17 protein-coding genes are annotated in these 19855 nt (G+C 55.6%); 1 reads left to right on the top strand and 16 read right to left on the bottom strand.

What is annotated here, in order from left to right:
* Nucleotides 1-6: 6 nt before the first annotated feature.
* The 5 genes from uvrC to E8D52_08915 all read right to left on the bottom strand — a co-directional run bounded on the left by uvrC (nucleotide 7) and on the right by E8D52_08915 (nucleotide 4678).
* Complete coding sequence (gene uvrC, locus E8D52_08895; protein ID TKB69078.1) at nucleotides 7-1812, bottom strand: excinuclease ABC subunit UvrC; 1806 nt, start codon at nucleotides 1810-1812, stop codon at nucleotides 7-9.
* 83 nt (nucleotides 1813-1895) lie between these two features.
* Nucleotides 1896-2765, bottom strand: a complete 870-nt coding sequence (locus E8D52_08900; protein ID TKB69079.1) for a diaminopimelate epimerase — start codon at nucleotides 2763-2765, stop codon at nucleotides 1896-1898.
* Nucleotides 2766-2888: 123 nt separating this feature from the next.
* Complete coding sequence (locus E8D52_08905) at nucleotides 2889-3296, bottom strand: VOC family protein (GenBank protein ID TKB69080.1); 408 nt, start codon at nucleotides 3294-3296, stop codon at nucleotides 2889-2891.
* A 63-nt stretch (nucleotides 3297-3359) separates the two neighbouring features.
* On the bottom strand, nucleotides 3360-3839 hold the full coding sequence (locus E8D52_08910) for a GNAT family N-acetyltransferase (GenBank protein TKB69081.1): 480 nt from the start codon (nucleotides 3837-3839) through the stop codon (nucleotides 3360-3362).
* Nucleotides 3836-4678, bottom strand: coding sequence for a hypothetical protein (locus E8D52_08915; GenBank protein ID TKB69082.1), 843 nt, complete (start codon nucleotides 4676-4678; stop codon nucleotides 3836-3838). Before E8D52_08915 ends, E8D52_08910 begins: the two co-directional genes overlap by 4 nt.
* On the opposite strand from E8D52_08915, the gene E8D52_08920 reads away from it, so the two are divergent.
* Nucleotides 4622-5773 (top strand): CBS domain-containing protein, encoded by a 1152-nt coding sequence (locus E8D52_08920; GenBank protein ID TKB69083.1) that lies wholly within the window; start codon nucleotides 4622-4624, stop codon nucleotides 5771-5773. The genes E8D52_08915 and E8D52_08920 overlap by 57 nt on opposite strands.
* Before the next feature lie 158 nt (nucleotides 5774-5931).
* Here the strand turns inward: E8D52_08920 and E8D52_08925 are convergent, their stop codons facing one another.
* From E8D52_08925 to nuoF, 11 genes are all read right to left on the bottom strand, one after another.
* The gene (locus tag E8D52_08925) at nucleotides 5932-7038 is read right to left on the bottom strand and encodes a hypothetical protein (protein TKB69084.1); all 1107 of its coding nucleotides are present in this window, start codon (nucleotides 7036-7038) and stop codon (nucleotides 5932-5934) included.
* A gap of 181 nt (nucleotides 7039-7219) precedes the next feature.
* Nucleotides 7220-8086, bottom strand: coding sequence for a YihY/virulence factor BrkB family protein (locus tag E8D52_08930; protein ID TKB69085.1), 867 nt, complete (start codon nucleotides 8084-8086; stop codon nucleotides 7220-7222).
* A gap of 12 nt (nucleotides 8087-8098) precedes the next feature.
* Nucleotides 8099-9565: an NADH-quinone oxidoreductase subunit N gene (locus tag E8D52_08935; protein ID TKB69457.1), complete on the bottom strand. Its 1467-nt coding sequence runs from the start codon at nucleotides 9563-9565 to the stop codon at nucleotides 8099-8101.
* Nucleotides 9565-11151 carry an NADH-quinone oxidoreductase subunit M gene (locus E8D52_08940; protein TKB69086.1) on the bottom strand — a complete coding sequence of 529 codons (1587 nt, stop codon included), beginning with the start codon at nucleotides 11149-11151 and terminating at the stop codon, nucleotides 9565-9567. The genes E8D52_08935 and E8D52_08940 overlap by 1 nt, the downstream gene beginning before the upstream one ends.
* A gap of 90 nt (nucleotides 11152-11241) precedes the next feature.
* A complete protein-coding gene (gene nuoL / locus E8D52_08945; GenBank protein TKB69087.1) occupies nucleotides 11242-13137 on the bottom strand; it encodes an NADH-quinone oxidoreductase subunit L in 1896 nt (631 codons plus the stop codon).
* A 92-nt stretch (nucleotides 13138-13229) separates the two neighbouring features.
* Complete coding sequence (nuoK, locus tag E8D52_08950; protein TKB69088.1) at nucleotides 13230-13535, bottom strand: NADH-quinone oxidoreductase subunit NuoK; 306 nt, start codon at nucleotides 13533-13535, stop codon at nucleotides 13230-13232.
* A 27-nt stretch (nucleotides 13536-13562) separates the two neighbouring features.
* Entirely contained in the window at nucleotides 13563-14087 is a 525-nt protein-coding gene (locus E8D52_08955; protein TKB69089.1) for an NADH-quinone oxidoreductase subunit J, read from the bottom strand.
* Nucleotides 14088-14175: 88 nt separating this feature from the next.
* Entirely contained in the window at nucleotides 14176-14742 is a 567-nt protein-coding gene (gene nuoI, locus E8D52_08960; GenBank protein TKB69090.1) for an NADH-quinone oxidoreductase subunit NuoI, read from the bottom strand.
* A 14-nt stretch (nucleotides 14743-14756) separates the two neighbouring features.
* A complete protein-coding gene (gene nuoH, locus E8D52_08965; protein TKB69091.1) occupies nucleotides 14757-15833 on the bottom strand; it encodes an NADH-quinone oxidoreductase subunit NuoH in 1077 nt (358 codons plus the stop codon).
* 47 nt (nucleotides 15834-15880) lie between these two features.
* A complete protein-coding gene (gene nuoG / locus E8D52_08970) occupies nucleotides 15881-18547 on the bottom strand; it encodes an NADH-quinone oxidoreductase subunit NuoG (protein ID TKB69092.1) in 2667 nt (888 codons plus the stop codon).
* Nucleotides 18544-19848 carry an NADH-quinone oxidoreductase subunit NuoF gene (nuoF, locus tag E8D52_08975; protein TKB69093.1) on the bottom strand — a complete coding sequence of 435 codons (1305 nt, stop codon included), beginning with the start codon at nucleotides 19846-19848 and terminating at the stop codon, nucleotides 18544-18546. The genes nuoG and nuoF overlap by 4 nt, the downstream gene beginning before the upstream one ends.
* Nucleotides 19849-19855: the final 7 nt, after the last annotated feature.

The following is a 19855-nucleotide window of genomic DNA, read 5'->3' on the forward strand; positions in this document are numbered from 1 at the left end:
TGACGACTACTGTTCAAGGGCCCGACGGAGATTCAACACGGTTTCCGCATTGAGTCCGGCCTCCTGTAGGGCTTCGTCGCTGGCCGACACCACGTTATCGAGGCTGCCAAATTTCTCTAGGAGTTGATTGCGCCGAATCTCCCCGATCCCAATGACCTGATCCAGTTTCGAACTGACCAGGGATTTGCCACGCAGCTTCCTGTGGAAGGTGATCGCGAAGCGATGCGCTTCGTCACGAATATGCTGTAACAGATGGGTGGCCGGAGAGGTAGCTCTGAGGACAATCGGGTTTTTTCTCCCTGCTAAGAAGACACGCTCCTCTTTGTCGCCGCGGGCCTTGGCCAGCCCAAGAATCGGCAGGCCCGATTGTCCAGTCTCTTTGAGCCCTTCCAGCGCGGCAGCCAGTTGGCCTAACCCGCCGTCGATGAGAATCAGATCCGGCTGAGCCAAGCGCTCCTCTCGCCCATAGCGACGTGTCACCACCTCTTTCATACTGGCGAAGTCATTGGCCCCTTCGACCGTTTGGATCTTGAACCGTCGATAGTCCGCCTTCTTCATCTGTCCGTCTTCCCATACAACCATTGAGGCGACGGAGTCGTTGCCCATCGTATTCGAGATGTCGAATCCTTCGATCCGACGCGGAGCCTGTTCCAGTCTCAGTAGCCGTTTCAGTTCCTCGCCCGCTTGCCGGTCACGCTCCTCATCGCGCAAATGATCGGCGACAGCCGCAGCCGCATTCTCCTCGGCTAAAAGGACCAACTGATGCTTGGCGCCTCGCTCAGGCGAACGCACATGAACAGATTCCCCTCGCTTGTCGGAGAGCCATTGTTGAATCAGTACGGTGTCTTCGAGATCGGTCGGGACAAGGACTTCTCTGGGCGGCTGCCCATCCTTGTTATAGAATTGTTCGATCGCGGAGCGGACCAGTTCCTCGTCCGGGGCATCAGCCGACTGAGGCCAGAAGAAATCTTTCCGTCCGATCAGCAAGCCGCCGCGCACGAACAGAATCTGCAGGTCCACCGCCGAACCTTGTCTGGCTAAGCCGATCACGTCCTGATCCGTTGCCGAGGTCTGCGTGATCCGCTGCTTTTCCAGCATGCGTTGGATCTTGAAGAGGCGGTCCCGCAGCCGGGCCGCTTCTTCGAACTCTTCCCGCTCGGCCGCCGCTTCCATGCGGGTACGGAGATCGTCCAGTAATTCATGATCCCGGCCTTCGAGAAAGTGGCGGACCTGTTTGACGATCTGATGGTACTCCTCCTTCGACTGATGGCCAGTACAGGGTGCCATGCACCGCTTGATCTCAAACTCGATGCAGGCGCGGTCGGCGGTCCCGTCGATGTCGATCGTGCACGTGGCGAGCGGGAAGACGTGTTTGATGACTTTCAACGTCTCTCGGAGCGCATTCGCCGGGGTATAGGGGCCGTAGTAGAGAGCGCCATCTTTTTGTACACGGCGCACGATCGAGAGTCGGGGAAAGTCGTCTTTGATGGGCAGCCGCACATAGGGGTACTGCTTGTCGTCCCGCAGCACGATGTTGAAACGGGGTTTGTGGCGCTTGACCAGATTGCTCTCAAGAATCAAGGCTTCAAGCTCCGATCGGGTCACCATCGTCTCGACGTCGGTGATGTGATTGACAAGAAGACTGGTCTTGAGGCTATGGTCTGCTCCCTTCTGGAAATAGGATCTGACGCGATCGGCGAGCACCGCGGCTTTCCCGATGTATATGATTTCTCCTTGCTCGTTTTTGAACAGGTAGACGCCGGGGCTACCGGGCAGATGGGCAAGTTTGGACTGGAGCACGTCGATCGTCATGCGTCAATCGTCATGTATCATCGTAAGAATACCAGGAGTACACCGGAGCTTTCTGTCGGTTGGCTATAACGATCGATGGTTCGCTATTTCAATCCCCGGATAAACGACGGGCTTAATGTCCCTCGCGCGACTTCGGCCACCGGCCCTTTCATAGTCAGGCTGAAGTCCGGAGCCACCTCAATGTTCAGCACTCCCCCTGGCATCTTCACGGTGACGGGGCTCTTGACTAATCCCAGGCGCACCGCCGCGCTGGCTGCCGCACAGGAGGACGAGCCGGAGGCCTGCGTCTCTCCGGCGCCTCGCTCCCAAATCAGAATGAAGACTGCGTTACGTCCCGTTGGAACGACAAGCTGCACGTTTGTCCGTTTAGGAAACAGCTTGTGGTGTTCAAGGGCTGGCCCAAGCGCCAAGAGTTCGTCCCGTGACCACGATTCTCCGGTTGGCTTGAAGACGACACAATGGGGATTGCCGACGCTCACGCCGGTAAAAGTCAACGAGCGGCCTGCCGCTTCGATTGGCTGCTGAATCAACTCAGGCACGTCAAGTGAACAGGGGAGCGCATCCGGCTTGAACGTGGCGATCCCCATCTCGACCGTCGCAGCGGTAGCATCGCCATGCCGGTCTACCTGCAGGTCAATGCTGACCAGCCCGCCCTTTGTCTCGACTGTGAAGCGCGTCTTCTTTGTTTTACGGGTCGCGTGGAGATAGCGCGCGAAGATCCTGAGGCCGTTCCCTGATTTTTCTGCCTCACTACCGTCCGGGTTGAAAATGCGCAAGCCGAAGTCAGCATTCCTTGACGAAACCAACGCCAAAATCCCGTCGCTGCCGAGCCCCCAGTTCCGATCGCAAATCGCTTTGATGGTCTTTGGCGTCAGCTTGAACGTCAGGTCTTTGGGATCCATCACGAGATAATCGTTACCAAGCCCATGCCCTCGGAAAAACCCGTTCTTCATCTCAGCGGTCCTCCTGATTCAGAGAATTCACACGATATGTTGATGAGAAGAAGGTACTTCGGAGGGAGTCACATCGTCAATGTGCGTAGAGTGTGAAAGTGAGGAATCTGTATGTGTTGGAAGCTAGACGATCATCACTCCTGCTCGGCGTTCGATGAGCTCAATCTCATAGCCGTCAGGAGCATCAATGAAGATGAACCGGCTGCCGGAAGAGGTGGCCGTCGGGCCATCGGTGATCGTGACACCCTGTGCATGAAGCGAGGCGATCGTTTCGTCGAGGCTTTCGACTTGAAAAGCTAAATGAACGAGATCTTCCTGAACGTTCACTGGGCCACTTGGAGGGAAACTGGTCAGCTCTATCAATTCCTCGCTATTGGGGACCTTCAGGAAGGCGAGGTGGGAGCCACGAGGAGACGTCTTCCGCTCAAGAACCTCGAGGCCCAAGACGGTCGTGTAAAATCGGATGGTCTCATCCAAATCGCTGACCCGCATACGAGTATGGAGGAGTTTTTTGACTCGCAAATCTGTCATTGGTCAATAGTTATTAAAAGAGCGATTGCTGTTTGGAATGTACCATTGACCGATGAGTAATGACTACTGACCTCTTCCTCTGACAGGCCCCGCCGTCTTCCGCAACAACAGTTCCGCGCTCCCTGGTATCAAGAAGTTAGGCATAGGCCCGATTTCTTGATAGTCGTGTCTCTTGTAGAAGGCTCTCGCGGAGTCATTAAAGTCCGACACGCAGGCAAAGAGGTTCTTGGTCCGCTCAAAGACGAGCTCTTCGATGTGCCGCAACAGCTGCCCACCGACTCCCTTCTGACGAGCCCATTCAGCCACGCCTAACAGCTCCAAATAATCGCCCAGGAGAAACTTCTGCTTTACGATGGCGACGCCTGCCACTCGTCCGTCACGTTCCGCCACGTAGCAGTCTCGACCCTGAGGCGTCGGACAAAAGATGCGGTTCCAATCATCTTTTGCATAACCGAGTGTCTTCCAGGGATCGGATTCGCCCAGGAGGTGAACCACGGCTTCCCGATCGTCTGCCTGCATCGTCCGGATGACTGGCTGGCTCATGGAGTCGAAGACTGACAATTCAATAGTTCGCTGACGGTCATGGGTTTGAGCCCCTTCTGAGGGAACACCTTTGTTGCCAGTTGCTCGATCACCTGCCGCGTCTGTTTACCCTTGCCGTTCGCATGGAAGACGATGATGCTCCCGGGCTTGGTCCGCTTGGCGACTCTGGCCAAGATGTGTTCTGCCGAGAGTGTCGGATCTGGATCACCCGATTCGATATCCCATTGGATGAACTGCAGGCCGAGCATCTGTACCACGGCGACGGTCTCGTCGTTGTATTCGCCGTACGGTGGCCGAAACAACGTCGCCGTATAGGCATAGTGGTCTTGCAGGATTTTGACAGGGCCAAGGATCTCCGTGCGTTGTTCGTCGGCATCGTGCATGGGAAGGTGGGCGTGGACGTCACCATGCGTCCCGACTTCGAAAAAATCCATGCCCAGCAGATGGTCCACTTCTGGCTCATGTTTGGCCATCCACTTGCCGGACATGAAGAATGTGGCGGGGATCCGGTGTGCGATGAGATAGTCCATCAACGGCTGATCGTAGCCGGACCCCTTGCGCACGGGACAGAGATCGAACGTCAGCGCCACGCCCGGGCAGGTTCGTGGACCGGACTTGATCACTTGAGCCACACCGTCTACTGGAACGAATGGCCCCGGAGTTGCGGCTAACAGCACGCTGATCAACAGGCGTTGCAGAACGTGTCGTGGCATAGGGGCTAGTATACCTGAACCGGTGGAGAAGATTGACCCTTTGCGTATTCCGCTGGTACGGTGTTGGGAATGCAGGTACCTTCCTGGGAAATCGGCCGCGCGTTGGGAATTCCGATCCGCGTCCATGCGTCATGGTTCGTGGTGTTTCTCCTGGTCACCTGGTCACTCTCGACTGGGTATCTACCGGACAATTTGCCCGGACTCACTCCAGAACGGTATTGGGCTATGGGGGGACTGGCAGCCGTCCTCTTATTCGTCTCCGTGCTCTTGCATGAGCTCGGCCATTCTTACGTTGCGTTGTACTACCGCATTCCGATTGAAAAGATTACGCTGTTTATTTTTGGCGGCGTGGCGCACATGCGGAAGGAAGCCCCCACACCTCGCGCTGAATTCCTCATTGCGTTGGCCGGGCCGGCAGTCAGCTTTGTGATCGGTGGTCTTTGTTTTGTGTGTGTGGAGTTGGCGGAGACGATTCAACGGCATCATGGGCTCCAGGGGTGGATCATGCTTGGAGCCTTGTTGGGCTTCGTGAATATCCAAATCGGGCTCTTCAACATGATTCCAGGTTTCCCGCTGGACGGCGGACGGATGTTACGTGCGGGACTGTGGGCATGGGGAGACAATTTTTATCGAGCGACCAAACAAGCCGCGGGAGTCGGTCTGGCGTTTGGAGTGATGTTGGGACTGACGGGCCTTGTTGTGCTGTACGGGTCTGCGAGCGGCGGATTACCGACGTCGATGGCATCGAACGGCGGGTGGGTCGTGGTCATCGGCATGTTTCTCTTCGCCGCAGCCCTGGCGAGTCGTCGTCAAGCGGTCATGCGTCAGGCCCTGGCGACGGTTCTTATTCGGGATGTCATGGTGACGACGGTCACCTCGATTCCGTCGCATTGCACGTTGGATGTCGCGGTGAATCAGCACTTCCAATCCTATGGCTACGGCGGGTTCCCAGTGTTAGAGGATGGGCGATTGGTGGGACTCATCACCACGGTTGAGATTCAGAGCGTTCCGCCGTCGCTGTGGCCTTGGCGCAGGGTCGAGCAGGTGATGCGCCCCCGTTCGGAATCGTTAGTGATTGAGCCGGATATTCCTGTCATGCATGCGCTGGAGCGTATGGCCCGTGAAGGGTGGGGTCGCTTAGTGGTCATGCAGGACGGAGAAATGGTCGGACTTGTCACCCATTCAGCCATCGTGCGTTTTTTGCAATTGCGGAGAGCCTAAATAGTGAACGGTTAGGAGTGAAGCAGGAAGACTGTTCGATGAATGTTGTTCCCTTGTAATCCTAATTCGCGATCGTAGTACTTGATGAAGACCCCCGGCTGTACAGGCCGAGGGTCTTCATCGGTCACGACTCGTGACTGACGTCAATCTCTTGGTGGTTACTTCATGAAACTTGTGACCGATTTCCCTAACCAGGTTCCGGCCACGCCCAAGTCAACGGTTACGCCAGCAAACCACCCAGTCAGAAACCTCGTTTCCGTCGGAAGCGTTGTTCCAGTCGGGACCACCTGACCCGGGGTGAATCCGCCGGTCAGCACGTCGACCGCCGACCAGTGAGCCCCGCCGACGATATCGATACCAGAAAATAGTTCTGCACTGAGACCAACGTAGACATTCTTGAATGGGTTATCACTGATACTAACCCCGACAATTGGATTAATTCTCTTCAAGAGTGAAAATATATTCTCCCCATTATTATCTAATCTATACCAGGAATCCTGCCAACCATCCCACCAGTTTCGCCTGTCATACACATCCCGAGGATACCAAAAGTACTTGAGGAACACGGCGGCGGAGGCGGGGTTCCCATCCACGCTTGACGTAATAATCGAGTCGCCTCCTGCGCGAGACGCAATTGAATAGTTCCGGTTGTCATCCGAGAGGCTGCTGTACACAGGTCCGAGCATCACACGAAAGCGATAGGTCGTATGGACCTCAAAGCTGTCGGCCACCCGCGCGTTCACAGGTTTGGCTTCTCCTTCTGTAATTAGATAATCCAATCGGTTTCCTCCAGCATCAGCGAGAGGAAACTCACAATGATGGAGATGGAAGTTGGGAACTGACTCTGCCGCCAGTGAAGCATTTGGATAAACTGCCTGGGCTGGGCGCTTGATTGGTGTCAAGGTATGCGAACATGTCAGATTACCGAACGGATCTTCTTTAGCCTTGGCGTAATACATGACGGTTGCGTAATCACGGTCGGTAATGGGAGGCTTCTCCGCTGTTTTTTCAAGAGTCATCGAAGGCTTCTTATCTTTTTCATTGGGATCAACACATGGCTGTTTTAGTTGTGGAGTAATGCACCCCTGCACTTCTTTTTGGTCCCACTTTTTGCCATGATCTGTGTAGTACCCCTTGTATACCGACTGTGGAGCAATTGTAGAGTCGTGTTCATAAAGCAGCCAATACTTCGCCCCTGTAGGACTACAAGCGGCCAATAGCAGGCCACCTAGTCCAAGCATGATAAGTTGTGCTCTTCGCTTCATGCGTGCCTCCTTTGTTCTCGATTCACCGAAAAGTCCACCTGCTTGTCTGAACCGTGGTGCAAATCATGAACCATGATACGGGAACGAAGTTGAGCGTGAAAAATGGAGTTTTTCGCGTGGCGCGAGGGACAGTAGACGTCTGGGTGAATCTATTTTGATTCTCACCTGAATCGAATTAGATTCACCCGGCTGGCGGCACCTGTGACGAGTAGGCGAGCTGTTGTAGCTTGCGAGCGATGATCCCACCAAACAGCAAGAGCCCGGCGGAATAATAGACCCAGAGCAATAAGAGCACGACCTCGAGCAACGATCCGTAGAGCCTGGCGTACACCGTGGCATAGTCGCTGTAGCTGATGAATAGCAACTTCGCCGAAACCCAGAGCAGGCCGAACGTCAACGCGCCTGCCATAGCGTGGCTCCACTGTGGGCGGCGGCGTGGCACCAGGCGGTACAACAGGCTCACCGTCAGGAATGCCAAGGAAAAGGGGAGCGTGTATGTGAGATGAAAATCATGGGCGGCAAGGGCGACAAGATCGAGCCCCCACAGCTTTGGGGCATAGGCGGTCAAAAAGGCAATGGTCTGCGTGGCGACATAGGAGAGGAACAATAGTAGTCCTGTCGATCCCAGCAGGGCGATGGAGATCGCGGTGGAAATCAACGGGTGACGCTTTTGGGTGCTTTCAAATACCACGTTGAGTGCGTAGTCGAGCTCATAAAAGACGAGCCCTCCAAACCAGAAGAACGACAGCAATACCAGCCAGCGCACACCTTCTAATACGCTGATTTGATGGATCTCTTCAGCCAATCGTTCACCCAATGACGGCAGAAAGCCCTTCAGGAAGCTTAGGATAAATTGCTCGCCGATGATGTTTTGGCTGACCAGGAAGCTGATCCCATACAGGAGAAGAAAGACGAGAGGAAAGAGCGAGAGTAAGGAGAAAAAGGCCAAGGCTGCCGCGAGGCTCGGGCAGCCCTGGCGCAAGAAGGTGGTCAATGTCTCGATCAGAAAGCGGAGGATGGTCATGATGCTCCGCATGCGGATCGGCAAACTACGACGACCTTACTTGAGCGCCGATACCGCTTGTATGGCGAAGTTCACGAGTGGGTTGGGATAGATCCCAAAGATCACCACCCCGGCCACCGCGCAGGCCAACACGATGGAGAGACTCGGTGACATGACCATCCGAGGACTGGTGCTCGACAGGTCACTCGGCTCGCGCATGTACATGACCATCACCAGCCTGAGGTAGTAATAGGCTGAGATGACGGCAAAGATGAGCGCCACGGCAGCCAGCCAGGGCAGGCCGGCTTCCACCGCCGACATGAAGACATACAGTTTTCCAATAAATCCTGCGGTCGGAGGAATGCCTGCCAGCGAGACCATAAAGATCAACATGAGCAGTGCAGCCACAGGATGCCGTTTGGCAAGGCCGGTGAAATCTTCGATGTTGTCTCCTTCGATCCCGCCCTTGCGAAGCATGGCGACGATGGCGAACGCGCCGAACGTCATGAATGCGTAGAGCGAGAGATAGAGCAGCACGCTGGCGATACCGGACGAGTTTCCCATGTGTCCCGTTGCCACCACGCCGATCAATGCGTAGCCGGCATGGGCAATGCTTGAGTAGGCCAGCATGCGTTTCACATTCGTCTGCACCAATGCGAGGACATTTCCCAAGATCAGGGTGGCGAGGCACAGGATGAGGAACATCGCAGACCAGTTGGCTTTCAGGCCACCGAGCCCTTCAATGAACACTCTGAGGAATGCGCCGAAGCTTGCAGCTTTGGCGGCAACCGCCATGAAAGCGGTGACGGAGGTCGGTGCGCCTTGGTAGACATCCGGCGTCCACATATGAAACGGCACGACGGCAAGTTTGAACCCGAATCCGACCGTGAGCAGGATCGTGGCAAACAATAAGAGCGGATCGTCCAGGTTACGACCGGAGATCGCTGCGGCGATCTCCGGAAGTCTGGTGCTTCCGGTCGCTCCATAGAGGAGCGAGATGCCGTAGAGGAGGATGCCCGATGAAAATGCTCCCAACACGAAGTACTTGGCCGAGGCTTCCAAGGAGCGAGGCTCCGATCGCTTCAGGCCCGCCATGACGTATAGCGAGAGGGACATCAGTTCAGTGCCCAGATAGAGTGTCAATAAATCGGATGACGAGACCATGACCATCATCCCTAAGAGGGAGAGTAAGACGAAGCCGTAATATTCGCCGAAATACAGCCGCTCTTCCTTCAAGTAGGAATGAGAGAGGAGAATGGTCAGGCCGGTGACGAAGTAGAGGAGCAGTTTCCAGAAGGCTCCGTACGCATCGATGACGACGAGTCCACTAAAGATTGTGGCGGGAGCCTGTATCTGGGACGCCGTCAACCCCATGCAGACGGCCAGTGTTCCCAGGCTCAGCCAGACCAAGCCGTCTTTGTCGGATGTCCGCAGCACCGGATCGAGCACGAACACGATGCAGGCTGCCGTGACGATCAGCAACTCCGGTAGGATGAGGAAGAGGTCTGCCGACGAGAAGGGCATCATGGTCGGCCCTCAGATGCGGTCTGCGTTTCTTGACTGAACGTCGGTCCAGTCGGTGCGGTGATCCGTTCCACAGATGGAGTGAATGGGGTCATCCTAGGTATGACCGACGCGTGTTCAGCAGCTGGCGGGAAGACGCGCGCGATGACTTTCTCTACGCTGGGATGCATGCGAGTCAGGATGGGGTTCGGGAAGATCCCGATCACGAAGATCAAGACGACAAGCGGCACCACGGTGATCATCTCACGCAGGTTCACATCGCGAAGCTTCGGGAGGATATGCGGATCGGGGACGCCGAAGGCGACACGCTGGACCATCCAGAGCAAGTAGGCTGCCGCCAGGATAATTCCCAACAACGCAAAGGCCGTGGCGATCTTGCTCCAGAGGAAGGCACCTGCAAGAATCATAAACTCCCCGACAAAACTGTTTGTGCCGGGCAGCCCCAATGAAGACAATGAAAAAATGACGAGGAAGGTCGCATACCGTGGCATCGGCTTGGTGAGCCCAGTATTGTCAGCGATCTGTCGGCTATGGGTGCGTTCGTAAATCATTCCAACGCAGAGAAAGAGTCCACCAGTGGTGATGCCGTGGTTCACCATCTGCATGACGGCGCCTTCGATTCCTTGAATATTAAACATAAAGAGGCCGAGTGTGACAAATCCCATGTGGCTCACACTCGAATAGGCGATGAGTTTTTTTAGGTCAGACTGAGCGAGTGCCATGTAGGCCCCATAGATGATGGCGACAATGGAGAGCGCCACCATCACTGGCGTAAATGCTTGAGAGGCGTCAGGCAACATCGGCAGGCTGAAACGGAGAAACCCATAGGTGCCCATCTTGAGCAGTACGCTGGCGAGTATGACGCTGCCGGCTGTGGGTGCTTCCACGTGCGCATCAGGCAGCCAGGTATGGAAGGGGAACATGGGAACTTTGACGGCGAATGCGGCGAAGAACGCAAGGAAGAGCCAGAATTGCAACGAATGGGAATAGGTGCCTTGACTCAATTGAAGAATGTCGAACGTCTGGCCGCCCTGGAAATACAGCACCAAGATCGCGACTAGTAGCAAGACACTGCCGGCGAGCGTATAGAGCAAGAATTTGATCGCGGCGTAGAGCCGATTCGGCCCACCCCAGATCCCGATCAACAGGTACATCGGAATCAGCATCGCTTCCCAAAAGATATAGAACAGCACGAAATCTAGCGCGGTGAACACGCCGATCATGGCGCTTTCCATAATGAGCAGCATGGCCAGGAAACTCCGCATTCTGATCTCGATGGAATGCCATGAGATCAGGATGCAGAGCGGCATCAGAACCGTCGTCATGAGAACGAGCGGGAGGCTGATTCCATCAAGTCCAAGCCGATAATTGATGGACAGCGACGGGATCCACCGCGCCGATTCCATGAACTGCATCTCACCGGACGACGCATCGAACAACCACCAGAGCGGGAGTGAGATCAGGAGGTTGGCTACGGCTACAGCGAGAGCCGTCACCTTGATGGAGCGCTCGTTCGCCGCGAAGACAGCAGTGGCCCCGGCCAGCGGGAGGACGACCAGTACTGTGAGCCACGGAAAGCCGGTCATCTGGACTCCTGCATCAGTGATGCTAAACACAAACGACAATGTGTGAAATCAGTCATTGCAACATCAATCTCGCTACGTATCCGTGGTGTTTCAAAGAAGGAGATACGCCGTTAACACGACGATCCCCACCGCCATCGCCAAGGCATAGTGCTGGGTCTGCCCACTCTGGACCAGTCGTAACAGCCATCCCCCCCAGGTGATGGCGCGTGCGATACCGTTGACGGTTCCATCGATCACGTGGACATCAACATGCTTCCAGAGTTTGGACGCTGCTGCGAGAGTTGGTCGTACGAATAGGCGATCGTAGGCCTCATCGACATACCATTTATTCAACGAGCCCCGATAGAGACTGCCCCATTGTCGCGCCAAGCGTTCCGGAAGATCCGGGTTGAGTACATACATATAATAGGCGGCGGCCATGCCGATCAGACCCATCGCTGTCGCCGCGGCCATAATCATGAGCCCATCTGAGCCATGCGGGACGGCGGGTTCACCCCCGGTTGAAAAAATGGGTTCTAGGAAAGATGGGATGCCGAGATAACCAGTCAGAATACTGAAAACTGCGAGAATGATGAGCGGTGTCGTGATTGTCCGTGAGGGCTCGTGGAGGTGCTCCGCATGGTGCGGATCAACATGAGACGTTCCCCAGAAGGTCACGAATACGAGCCGGAAGCTATAGAAGGCGGTCAGGAGCGCCGTCAGCAGACCCAGGAGCGTCAGTGCCCGGCCAAGGTCGCCGGACGACCAGGCAGACACGAGAATGTCATCCTTACTGAAGAAGCCAGCGGTCAGAGGAAAACCAGCAAGCGCCAGTGAGCCCACTACAAATGTCCAGTAGGTAATCGGTAACTTGTCTTTGAGACCGCCCATGTGCCTCATATCTTGTTCATGGTGCAGGGCAATAATCACAGAGCCGCAGCCTAAAAACAGCAAGGCCTTGAACGCGCCGTGCGTCAATAAGTGATACATGCCGGACGCATAGGCGCCGAGTCCGCACGCCATGATCATGTACCCGAGCTGACTGACCGTCGAATACGCGACGACCCGTTTGATGTCGGTCTGAGTCAACGCGATTGTGGCGCCGAGGAGCATTGTCGCGGCGCCGGTCATCGCGACCACGCTCATCGCGGTTGGTGACAGGTTGTAGATCGGGGCAAGACGCGCCACCATGAAGACGCCGGCGGTGACCATCGTGGCGGCGTGAATGAGGGCCGAAATCGGCGTCGGTCCCTCCATCGCATCAGGCAGCCAGACGTGGAGCGGAACTTGGGCAGATTTACCGACCGCACCAGTGAAGAGCAAAAGTGCGATGAGCGTGAAGACCGACACCTCCCATGTTCCACCGAAAGGGCCGAGGAGGTTCATCGTCACATCAGTCGCCTCATGGAGGGCAGGAAAGATGTCAAGGTAGTTCAGCGATCCAAAGCTGTACCAGACGAGCAGCAGGCCCAGCATGAATCCGAAGTCTCCTACACGATTGACCAGAAAGGCCTTGGTGGCGGCGGCACAAGCAGACGCACGCTCGTACCAGTGCCCGATCAACAGATAAGAGCAGAGTCCGACGGCTTCCCAGAACACGAAGAGCTGTAATAAGTTGTCGGCCAGCACCAACATCAACATGGAGAAGGTGAACAAGGCGATGTAGCCGAAGAAACGGGCATAGCCTGGATCACCATGCATGTACCCGATGGTATAGACGTGTACAAGCGAACTCACACCGGTGACCAGTAGGAGCATCACGGCGGTGAGTCTGTCGATATGCAGACCGATGTGAATGTCCAGAGTTCCAGATGTCAACCAGGTATAGAGCGGAAACGAAATGACAGAGCCAGAAGCCACTTCTACAAAGGTTCCCACCGACAAGGCGAGCGACAACAGGACCGCCGGGACCGCAACAAGGTGAGCTCGGGCGTTGATGTGCCGGCCAGCCAAGCCAAGGATCAAAAAGGCGGTCAGCGGAAGGAGTGGGATAAGCGCGTAGATCATAAATGGTCAATCGTCATTGGTCAGTCGGTCACGTGGACAATCAGGGTGAGCGTCATGGTTTTTCATCCATGACGACTGACTCGTGACTTCTTTTACCATTTGAGCAGGTTGAACTCTTCAACATTGATCGTGGATCTCGATCGGTGCAGGGCGATGATAATCGCGAGTCCGACGGCAACCTCCGCTGCGGCCACCGTTAAGGCAAAAAAGACGAACACTTGACCACCAAGATCCTGCAGATGTTCGGAGAACGCGACGAAGTTAATGTTGGTGGCGTTCAGCATCAGTTCCACCGACAGCAGAATGGCAATGATATTGCGCCGGATGAGCACACCCATCACGCCTGTTAAGAAGACGATGGCACTCAAGATAAGGTAGTACGAGATGGGAATGGTCATTCGTCACCTGCCCGTTTGTGTCATGTGTTATGCGTCGTGTTCGCCGATATCGCGCTTGGCGAGGACGATGGCGCCGATCATTGCCACAAGGAGTACCAAGGAGGCCACCTCGAACGGGAATAAATAGGTTGAAAAAAGTGTTTTGCCGATGGCCAACGTATTATTGGCGGCGATAGCCTCATGCGGCCCGAACTGGAGCGATGGACTCCCCGTGTTGAGTGCGCCGGCCCCTCCGGAGAGAAGCAACATGGACTCAATGAACAATGGAATGCAGACCACTCCTGCAATCCGCCATTGGCTGTGGTAGCGGTCGTCTTGCGTGACATTGAGTATCATGACGACGAACAGATACAGCACGAGAATGGCCCCGGCATAGACGATGATCTGCACGGCCGCGAGAAATTCGGCATGGAGTGTGATGAAGAGTCCCGCGACATGGAAAAACATGACCAAGAGTGAAAGCGCACTGTAGACAGGATTTCTGAACACCACCACGAGAATGGCGGTGATGGCGATCATTCCGGCGAAGTATCCAAAAAACAGCTGCGACATGGATGATTCCTGGGTTAGCGGCCGACCTGGGCCGGCCTAACGCAACGGTGATGCAGTTATTACTCGTCTAATGAGCACTCTTTAAGAGTCAGTCCGGTTTTGGTGGCACGTGCTTGAATGCCACGTTGAAGAACGCGACGTTTGGATGTTGCAGCTCCAGACGTTTCTCTTGGACTGGGAACGAACGGTCGCCGATCGCGAGCAATTGTTGTTTATTCAGGTGCAGCTGGCGCTTGTCGTAGACTGCCCATTCAAATTCTCTCGTCATACCCAGCGCATCGACGGGACAGGCGTCCACGCACATCCCGCAGAACAGGCAGCGAGTCATGTCCATGTAATATTCTTTTGAGTATCGCTTCGTCGGTTCACCCGGCACTTCGGCGCTGACGACCCGGATGACGCGAGACGGACAGGCGGCTTCACAGAGGTCGCATCCCACGCACTTCTCGGTCCCATCATCATATCGGAGCAGCGCGAGCATGCCTCGATAGTTGTCCGGCAGCGTGCGCTTCTCATGAGGATATTGCAGCGTGACCGGACGGTAATTTAATAGGTGAGAGAGCGTTGCTTTCATGCCGACGAGGATCTCATAGAAGGTGATGGTTTTGAGCCATGCAGATAGGCTCAGACGTTTGGTGCGTGTGGTCGATGCCATATCGGTCTCGTGCACTACTTCATCTGTTGGTAGATAAATACGGCAATAGCCGTCACGACGATGTTCCCTAACGCTATGGGCAACAGCACTTTCCAGCCGAACCTCATCAGCTGATCGTATCGCAATCTCGGCAACGTGGCTCTCAGCCAAAAGAAGAGAAATAAAAGCGAGTAGGTCTTGACCGCAAACCACATGGTGTTCTCGACCCAGGCCAGGGACGGCAGGCCGATGAACCCCATAATCGTTCCGGGATAGGGCGCATTCCAGCCACCGAGAAATAGTGCGGCAGCGACACACGAGACCAGGACCATATTGGCGTATTCGGCGAGGAAGAAGAAGGCGAATCGCAAGCCGCTGTACTCGGTAAAGAAACCAGCGACAAGCTCGCTCTCCGCTTCCGGCAGATCGAACGGGACCCGGTTGGTTTCCGCTACCGCTGAGATCACATAGATGACAAACGCGAAAATTTGAGGGGCCGGTAATGCGAAGAGATACCAATGCCAAAATCCTCCGGCCTGGGCATCGGTGATTGACACCAGGCTGAGTGAACCGCCCAGAATCAACACGCCGACAATGGACAGTCCCACATTGAGCTCGTAACTGATGATCTGCGCCGCCGACCGTAGCCCACCGAGTAAGGAGTATTTACTGTTGGACGACCATCCCCCCAGGATGATGCCGTAGGCCCCGAGCGACGCGAAGGCCAAGATGTACAGAACGCCAATATTGATGTCGCTGATGACAAACGGTCGTACGGTGATGCCGCCGACCTCAAATGTCTGATTGGGACCCCACGGAATGACCGCAAATCCGATGAATGAAGGAATTAAACAGAGGATTGGGGCCATGGTGAACAGAAACTTGTTGGCCCCGGCAGGGATAATGTCTTCCTTGAAGAAGAGCTTGATGGCATCCGCAAGGGGTTGGAGAATGCCGTAGGGCCCCACTTCCATCGGACCCATGCGGTCCTGCATCCAGCCGAGGACTTTTCGTTCTGCAAGGGTGAGGATGAGGACCGTGATAACCACGATGCCCATGACTGCGGCGATCTGGGTCAGGGAGATAGCGAGACGCAATCCGAATTCAGTCACGATAGGACTCCTCGATTAGCACAGTGATCCGCGTTGAACGAGCCTCATCACGCCACCTTCATCATGGACACCGTCGCCGTCCGGAACGACGGCACATGGGTGATCGGATCGATAGCACATTCAAATAGTTGGACGGCCGCTTGCCCAAAGTGAGACGGGAACCAGGCCGTTCCTTGTGGGACCCGTTCCATAATTTTGACCTCGGTTGTCATTTCCCCGGAGGTGCTGGAGAGGCGGACACGATCGCCATCTGACAAGGCAAAGCGTGCGGCGTCAGATGGACTGATACGGAGCCGACCACTTCCTTCGACTTGTAACAATCCCTTTGATCGTGTGGATAATTTTCCAGAATGGAAGAGACTCTGTGCCAATTCTAGTCGTACGGTTCCATCCGGCCTGGACGCGCGTGAGATTGGGTGATACCTCGATGCGAGGTCACGCTGATAGCCATCGGTGAGATAGCGGTCCACGGCCGAGTGATCCACTTTGGGCGGCAACGGTGTGGGCCCCAGCGAGCTATAGCCAGGAATGAGGCTTCGAATTTCCTTCAGGATTTCCTTGCTCTCGGCATATTCCATGGGTGAGTTCAATAAGATAGACAGCGCGGAGAAGATCTCCCAGTCGGGGCGACTGTCTCCGACGGGCTCGATCGCTGGACGAACAGCCTGCACATGACCCTCGGTATTGGTAAACGTTCCATGTTTTTCCAGGGAACTCGCGGCCGGTAATACGACATGAGCCAAGGCGACCGTCTCCGTTAAAAATAGCTCCTGGCATACCAAGAGATCAAGATTGCGCAGCGAGGCCTCGGCATGGATCGCCGCAGGGAGGCTTCCGACTGGATTCTCTCCAACGATGAACATGGCCTTGAGAGATCCCGCGCGGGCTCGCTCCAACATCTCGATGAGAGACGCTCCTTTGTCAGTTGGAAGTTCGCCTTTCCATTGTTTCGCGATCCGTTCGCGCTCTGTGTCGTTGGTGATGGGCTGTGCTCCGGGAAGCAGCTCGGTGACGGTTCCCATTTCGATCGCGCCCTGGTCGTTATTTTCTTCGGCGAGCGGGGCAAATCCACAGCCAGGCGCATCCAACTTCCCTGTCAGAAGAAGGAGATCGAGGAGGGTCAAACACCCACTGTAGCCCTGTTCGCTTCGCAACAAGAGCTGCCCGGCCATGATCACGACCCGGCGCGCTCCTGCCGCCGCTTTGGCTGCCCTCACAAACGCATCCGGCTCGATCCCGGTGGCTGCCTGGAGGTCTTGCCACGAGATCTGTTGTAGTGCGTTCGTCATGGCGTTGACATACGTCGGATGTCGTTGCGCGAGGTCAGGTTGTGTCAAATTCTGTTCGAGGACGGCCTTCACCAGACCGACGATCGCATGGTGCGTGTCGCTGGTCGGAATACGGAAATGATGGTGCGAAAGATTGGCGATATTGCTCATCGTATCGACGACGGGTTCCAGTGATTCGATCGTGATCAGCGTCGCCTGGCGCTTCTTGACAGCCTCTTTCACTTTGAGACCGGTGATGGGATTGGTCTCGGTGATGTTCGTGCCGACGAGGATGAGGACATCCGCGTCCAGGATGTCCTCGAAGGTGACGGTCCATCGATGCGTCCCTTGCACGAGTTGCATGGCCTGTAGGCCATTGACGTGGCCATAACGCGCGCTGCTGTCGATATGGTTGGTCCCGATCGCCATACGGAGAAATTTCTGAAACAGATACAGTTCCTCGTTGGTGCACCGCCCTGAGATCAGCCCACCGAAGCTCGGTCCACCATGGGCAGCTTTAATCTCGTTCACACGATCCGCAACATATTCCAGGGCTTCTTCCCATGTGACTTGCACGAGTGCGCCGTGACGCCGAATGAGGGGATGAGTGAGCCGCTGGGGATGACTGGTCGCATGGAATCCAAAAAATCCACGAGCACACAGGTCACCGTTGTTGCGTCCCGCTCCATGTGCCGAGTTCACCTCAATGAGTTCCTGTCCCTTCGTCTGGACGGTCATTTGACACCCATCTCCGCAGTAGCCGCAGATGGTTTCGGCTCGTTTCAACATCCAGGGTCGATATTCGTACATGGACAGCCGGCTGGTAATCGCTCCGACCGGGCAGATCTGGACGCAGCCTCCGCAGAACTCGCAATCGAGCGGGTGAAAACCGAAGTGCTTGATTTCCGTCATGGTGCCGCGACCGACCGGGGCCAGCGCTTTGACGTCCATGACTTCATCGCAGTATCGGACGCAGCGGAGGCACTGCACGCAGCGATTCATCTGTGTTTCAATGAGTGGGCTGAAATACTCCTTTTGGAAGACGCGCTTGGTTTCCGTGAACCGACTGGTTGCGGTGTACTGGTGAGAAAAGTCTTGGAGGTCGCATTTTCCACCCTGATCGCAGACCGGGCAATCGAGTGGATGGTTGGCGAGGATGAACTCGAGCACTGATTTATGGGCGTCGTTGACCACCGTGGTGGCGGTCCGTACGTTCATGCCTTCATCAACCGGCGTGCTGCATGCCGTTTGTAACTTGGGCACCTTTTCAATTTCAACCAGGCACATGCGGCAATTGGCATCCGGCTTGAGTTTCGGGTGGTAGCAGAAATGCGGAATCATGACGCCGACACGGCGGGCGGCCTCGATCACCAACGTGCCTTTGGGGACGTTGACCGTCATCCCGTCGATCATGATGCGAACCATCTGTGCCGTGGGGGTCGTCATCGTCTTGCCACCGGTTCAGGTCTGATTAAATTCGCGGCTTCTGCTTCATTGATGAGATCAACGTATTCATGACGCCAGTGCTTGAGCGTGCTTTGAATCGGAGCGACTTCTGCGTCACCGAAGGCACAGACCGTGCGGCCTGCGATGTTTTTGCATAGATCCAACAAGGTTTCAAGATCCTCCATCCGGCCACGTTTCGCAAAGATTCTGCGCATGGTCTGGACGAGCCAGGAACTGCCTTCTCGGCACGGGCTACATTTCCCACAAGACTCATGGTAGAAAAATTCCATCAGCCGAAGCGCCGCCCAGACCATGCTGGTGCCTTCTTCCATCACGGTCACGCCACCGGAACCCAGCATCGATCCTGCTGCCGCGACATGTTCGAAATCTAGTTTCACGTCGAGATGAGCCGGAGTCAGAAACGGCGCTGACGCGCCACCGGGAATAAAGGCTTTCAGGGGCTTGTTCGACCGCATGCCACCAGCATACTCGTACACTAATTCTCGGACGGTCATGCCCATCGGAACTTCGTAATTGCCTGGTCGTTTCACATGTCCGCTCACACAGAAGACTCGAGTGCCGGTGCTCTTCGGCGGCGACCCGATCGCCGCAAACCATTCGGGGCCTCGGGTGATGATGTGGGGGAGGTTCGCCAGCGTCTCGACGTTGTTGACGACAGTCGGCTTGTTATAGAGCCCATGCGTGGCGGGAAACGGTGGCTTAATGCGAGGAAGGCCACGTTTGCCTTCAAGCGATTCCAATAGGGCGGTTTCTTCACCGCAGATGTAGGCGCCTGCTCCGCGATGCACCCACACGTCGACATTGATGCCGGAGCCTAAAACATTCTTGCCGATATAACCGGCGGCTCGTGCTTCACCGATGGCATGCTCCAAAATCTTTGAGCCGAGAACCATTTCGCCACGAATGTAGATATAGGCGGTTTCTGAGCCGATGGCGTAGCAGGCCAACACGATGCCTTCTAAGACTTGATGGGGGTCCCGTTCCATGAGTTGCCGGTCCTTAAACGTGCCCGGCTCGCTCTCGTCGGCGTTGCAGCACAGGTAGCGGGGTCCTTGATAATCTTTCGGGAGGAATCCCCACTTCACGCCGGTCGGGAATCCTGCGCCGCCTCGACCGCGCAGGCCTGATTTTCGGACGATGGCTGTGACGTCTGCTGGGGCGATCTTTCCGAGGGTATTGCGCAAGGCTTGATAGCCGCCCGTTTTTTCATAGTCCGCCAGAGACCCGGTATAGCCGGGTTGCATCATATTTTTCAGAAGAATGAGTTCGTGTTTCGGCATAGGATCG

Origin of the sequence: Nitrospira sp. (assembly GCA_005116745.1) — a bacterium.
Lineage (GTDB): Bacteria > Nitrospirota > Nitrospiria > Nitrospirales > Nitrospiraceae > Nitrospira_D.